General features: G+C 34.4%; 3 protein-coding genes and 2 pseudogenes. All 5 read right to left on the reverse strand.

The window, feature by feature from the left end; all coding sequences use genetic code 11:
- Positions 1 to 86: pseudogene (locus V5787_RS02185) on the reverse strand (IS1595 family transposase); the annotation flags it as partial.
- A gap of 221 nt (positions 87 to 307) precedes the next feature.
- Entirely contained in the window at positions 308 to 601 is a 294-nt protein-coding gene (locus V5787_RS02190; protein WP_336891650.1) for a F0F1 ATP synthase subunit epsilon, read from the reverse strand.
- 19 nt (positions 602 to 620) lie between these two features.
- On the reverse strand, positions 621 to 2,132 hold the full coding sequence (gene atpD, locus V5787_RS02195) for a F0F1 ATP synthase subunit beta (RefSeq protein ID WP_336891651.1): 1,512 nt from the start codon (positions 2,130 to 2,132) through the stop codon (positions 621 to 623).
- A gap of 328 nt (positions 2,133 to 2,460) precedes the next feature.
- A complete protein-coding gene (locus V5787_RS02200; RefSeq protein WP_336891652.1) occupies positions 2,461 to 5,280 on the reverse strand; it encodes a TonB-dependent receptor in 2,820 nt (939 codons plus the stop codon).
- Positions 5,281 to 5,374: 94 nt separating this feature from the next.
- Positions 5,375 to 5,519, reverse strand: a pseudogene (locus V5787_RS02205) (IS1595 family transposase); the annotation flags it as partial.

The following is a 5,519-nucleotide window of genomic DNA, read 5'->3' on the forward strand; positions in this document are numbered from 1 at the left end:
ATTTTGGCTAAATAAGCCTTACAAGCTTCATCATTTGGTAGTTCTTTTATAAAACTCAGTATATTTTGACCTTGAAAAACATCCATATCTGTTATAGTTAAGGACACTAAGATACAGAAACTAAATGACTAACTCAGTAAAAATATAAGCAGCCTAGGTTACGGTTCTATTTTATATTGAAATATAAAGGAAATAGAAACTAATTTAATCAATCATTTTGATGTAACTTAACCAAACAATGATTTGTAAAGAAATAAAAAAGCCGAGTATTTTAAACACTCGGCTTTTTTATAATATGATTCAGTAATTAGTCTACTAGAATAACTACTTTATTATCTTTCATTTCAACAGTACCTGATGTGATTTTCAAAGTAAGTATTTTGTCGTCGTCTATTTGAGTTTCAAAATGACCACTTAGTTCCTCAAATTCTAAATGTTCTTTTGTATGAACATGAATTTTAACAATACCCTCTTGTAAAACAGATACAATTGCAGCGTGATTTTCTAGCATTTGAAAGTTTCCATCTACTCCTGGTACAGACACAGAGTCTATACTTTCGCTAAATAATGTTGCTTCTGGTGATACTATTTCTAAAAACATAATTTAAAAAATTATTGGTTTAAACTTCCGCTAACATTTTCTCTCCAGAGTCAATCGCATCTTGAATAGAACCTCTTAAGTTAAATGCTGCTTCAGGATATTTATCTAATTCCCCATCCATAATCATGTTGAACCCTTTGATCGTATCTTTGATATCTACCAATACCCCTGGTATTCCAGTAAATTGCTCAGCTACGTGGAAAGGTTGAGATAAGAAACGTTGTGCACGACGTGCTCTGTGTACAACTAATTTATCTTCTTCAGATAATTCTTCCATACCTAGAATGGCAATAATATCTTGTAACTCTTTGTAACGTTGTAATAATTCTTTTACATTTTGCGCACAGTCATAATGTTCTTTTCCTAAAATAGCTTCAGTCAAGATACGAGAAGTAGAATCTAATGGGTCTACAGCTGGGTAAATACCTAATTCAGAAATTTTACGAGACAATACTGTTGTTGCATCTAAATGGGCAAATGTTGTAGCTGGTGCAGGGTCTGTTAAATCATCTGCAGGCACGTATACTGCTTGTACAGATGTAATAGAACCTGTTTTTGTTGAAGTAATACGCTCTTGCATCGCTCCCATCTCAGTAGCTAAGGTAGGTTGGTAACCTACAGCAGAAGGCATACGTCCAAGAAGTGCAGAAACTTCAGAACCCGCCTGTGTAAAACGGAAAATATTATCTACAAAGAACAATACATCTTTTCCTTGTGTTGAGTCTCCAGCACCATCACGGAAATATTCAGCGATAGTCAACCCAGATAAGGCAACACGTGCACGAGCCCCAGGAGGTTCATTCATTTGTCCAAATACAAATGTTACTTTAGATTTTTTCATTTTTTCGTGGTCGATCTTTTCAATATCCCATCCACCTTCTTCCATTGACTTCTCGAATTCTTCTCCATATTGGATAATTCCAGCTTCAATCATTTCACGCATAAGGTCATTTCCTTCACGAGTTCTTTCTCCTACTCCAGCGAATACTGAAAGTCCACCATGTCCTTTAGCTATATTGTTGATCAACTCTTGAATTAATACAGTTTTACCAACTCCAGCTCCACCAAATAATCCAATTTTACCTCCTTTAGAATAAGGTTCAATTAAGTCAATTACTTTAATTCCTGTAAACAATACTTCTGTAGAAACAGACAAGTCTTCAAATCTAGGAGCCTCACGATGAATAGACATCCCATTTTTCCCGTCTTTTGGTAAAGATTTTAATCCATCAATAGGATCTCCATTTACGTTGAATAAACGACCGTAGATATTATCACCTACTGGCATTTTAATTGGGTCTCCAGTAGCAACTACTTTTACACCTCTACTCAAACCATCTGTTGAATCCATCGCAATACATCTTACTGTATCTTCACCAATGTGTTGTTCTACCTCCAAAACTAGTGTAGATCCATTTTCTCTTGCGATTTCTAATGAATCGAAAATTTTTGGAAGGCCTTCTCCTGTTGTAAATGCGACATCAATTACTGGTCCAATAATTTGAGCAACTTTACCTGTTAATTTAGACATTGTTGTAATTATTAATTATTAATTCTATTTTTCTATGTGAGTTTAACCTCGTTTTTCAGGGAGTAAATATAGAAGTTTTAAATTGAAATAAAAACATGTTTTATGTTTTTTACAAAGTAAAAAAGCATTTTTGTTGGCTTGTTTTTATATATGCGAAAAACTCTATGTAAGGTGTTTGTTTTTAGCCTGATAGGTACTTGAATTTATTTGTGTATTTACTTTGTGTGTTGACTCAATGGAAATTAGAAAAAAGAGGATTTATTCAAGAATTTACGAATTGAAAAACGCCTTCAAATGAAGGCGTTTTTCGGATAGAGTATAATTTCAATTAAAAACCTCGAATTGTCCAAGTAGTATAGATTTGACTACCAATAGTTCCTGATCCAGGGGCACTTTGGTATTCGTTTCCTAAAATATTAGTTGCTCCAATCTTTAAGCTAGAGTATAATTTAGGCATTCCATAAGTTACTTGTGCGTCCATAGTTGTTCTTGCTGGCAAGACTGCATTGATATAAGTTGACTCCCATAAATAAGCATCATTCCATCTTACGTCAATTCTAAATCCGAAATGATGACCAATATTAGAGTTTCCAAACGAAACTTTTACTTTGTGTTCAGGAGTATTAAAGCCTGCTTGATAATCCGGATCTGAAGATTGATCAAAATCAAACTTTGCCCAAGTGTAATTTAGACCTAAATTAAAGTTATAAAACACCTTTGTAGTCATACCAATTGCAGCACCATAAGAAGATATATCTGCGTTTGAATTTGTATACGTTTGAAAAGCTTGCCAATCTCCACTGGCTAAAGCTACTAAAGCCTTTGGAACTGCGCCGGCCCCAGTTGTGTAAGTTCCATCTGAATAATCAACTTTCCCGTAGTAGGGAGAAATGACAGTTTTGTTTCCTATAAAATCCTTATAAATGTTGTAGTAAGTACTAAAATCAATTATTACTTTATTGATAACTCCACGGTAACCAAGTTCAAAAGCAGTTACGTGTTCAGGCTTTACAAAATCAATTTCTGAAACTTCTAAAAGAGTAGGGTCTCCAGATGCAGCAAACTGTGCTACCGATGTTGCAATATATGAATTTTCATATGCATCTCTACCTGATAAGGTAATCGAGGTTGGATTTCCAAATAATTGACCTGTTGCACTAACTTCTTTTGCTCTAGATTCATATCTATCTAAATTATCAGGGGCAGATCCAACTAAAATAGCTCTTCCCAGATCCAAACCTATGTATTGATCTTGTGTAGTTGGATTCCTAAAACCCGTTTGATATGAAATTCTAAAATTGTGCCTTTTATCTTTATCTGCGTTGTATACCAAAGAGACTCTTGGAGAGAAAAATCCATCAAAGTTTTTGGCTTTGTCATAACGTACAGAAGCTGTAAGTTTTAGTTTTTCTTGTGCCAACCATTTTTGTCCTTGAACATAAGTACCAAATTCATCATAATCAATAGACCCGTCTTTGTCGGTAAACACCGTACCACTTGAATTTAAAGAATAAATTCTTGCGGAACCACCGATTTGTATTTCTGCAAAAGAAATATAATCTCTAAAATTGTAGTTAATATCTGAATGATAAATTTTTGATTTATCTACAAATTTTGAACCCGTATTTAAATCGCTATCTGCGATTGTTTTGTTTAATAGTTCTTCAAATTCTATACTTCCAGGTTGAGGTGTATAAGCTGTATCTGCCACAGTCCTTGCAGTGACATGTGCTTGTTCGTGTGTTTGACCTCCCAAAACAGCAGGGATATAAGCCCCGGCGTATGTTTGATACCATTCTGTTGCATTTACTTTGTTCATGTTTACCCCTGTAAAAAGCATATCATAAGAATCTCCTGCGTCTTCTGCAGTCATATATACTCTCCAAAAGAAGTGCTCGCTTTTTACTTCTATTTTATGCTGCTGCATAAAAAAGTTATTTAAATAATAACGACTGGCTCCTTGGTAAATAGTGTTACCCGTCCCTAAACGCCCATTATAACTTATTTCAAGATCTCCTCCTGTAGGCCTGTAATACAAGCCAATATCAGCTTTAAAACTTTTTGCTTTGTAGTCCGTCAAATTTTTTTCTTTGTAGCCAGTTCTTGATACAGTGTATTTCCCAAAAGTTCCAACGGCTGCTCCACCAGCTAATTCGTCAAAATCCAATTCGGCAGTAACCTCATCACCATAAATATTAGCTCTATCAAACTCAGGACCTAGAGGGTTTTCAGTTATAAGATCAGGTTTTCCAGCTCCTTGATTGTCATACTGGTTGTAATCAGTGGCTGCCCAATCGGTTCCTTCTAAAAATGAAATAGAGACTTTGGCCGCAAATTTATCACTGAATTTTTTTGCAACACGAACACCTACATCTACAAATTCATTGGTGCCGTTTGCCTTTTGAACAGTAACACCAGATTTTAAATAAGCACTTACTCCTTGATAATCAAAGGGGTTTTTACTGTTCATAAACAAGATCCCATTAAAGGCATTCGCACCATATAGAGCAGATGAAGCTCCCGGAAGTAATTCAACTCTTTGAATGTCTAGTTCTGAAATACCTAGCAAATTTCCAATAGGAAAATTTAAAGCAGGTGACGCATTATCCATGCCATCAATTAATTGTAAAAACCTCGTGTTTGAGAATGCTGCGAATCCTCGGGTATTCACGGATTTAAAAGTCAAACTACTTGTATTTACATCAACTCCTTTTAAGTTTTCTAATCCGTCATAGTACGATACTGAAGAGGTATTTTGAATTTCATGAATTCCCATTCTTTCAATGGTAACGGGTGATTCAAAAATTCTCTCTGGAGCTCTGGAGGCGGAAATAACAATTTCATTTAATAGAGTTCCTTCTTTTAGTTTAAATTCAACATCTTGATTGTTTGAGTTAATGCTAATTCTAGAGAAATCAAAACCTACACTACTCGCTTGAAGGATAAAAGGAGGAGATTGAACTACTTCTAATTTAAACTCTCCATTAAAATTTGTATAGGTGCCGATGGTTGTATTTACTATTCTAACATTTGCTCCCGAAATGGGTTGGCTTGTTTTTGAATCTAGAACAATTCCTGATATCGTTGTTTGTGCAAAGGTTATTACGCCAAATAGAGCAAACAAAATAAAAAATATTTGGTTTTTCATAAAGGTTAATTTTGGTTATTTTTATTAAGTTACGGTATTTTTTTCAATAATACTCCCTCTCGAATAACAGTCAGGGTAAAATAATGTTTCTGAGCTATACGCCTAGTGTCTGTTTTATATTTTTTTGATATTTAGGTTTTTGTAGTACCATTCTAAGAATTGTTTTATGAAAAATGGATTCTTTGTATTGTGACCTATTAATTCTAAAACAAAATTCATCAAAGTAAGCTTGTATATGC

This window comes from Flavicella sp., assembly GCF_037132785.1.
Lineage (GTDB): Bacteria > Bacteroidota > Bacteroidia > Flavobacteriales > Flavobacteriaceae > Flavicella.

Coding starts and splice junctions, on each gene's coding strand:
- V5787_RS02190 (WP_336891650.1), bottom strand. CDS start 601: ATGTTTTTAGAAATAGTATCACCAGAAGCAACATTATTTAGCGAAAGT.
- atpD (WP_336891651.1), bottom strand. CDS start 2,132: ATGTCTAAATTAACAGGTAAAGTTGCTCAAATTATTGGACCAGTAATT.
- V5787_RS02200 (WP_336891652.1), bottom strand. CDS start 5,280: ATGAAAAACCAAATATTTTTTATTTTGTTTGCTCTATTTGGCGTAATA.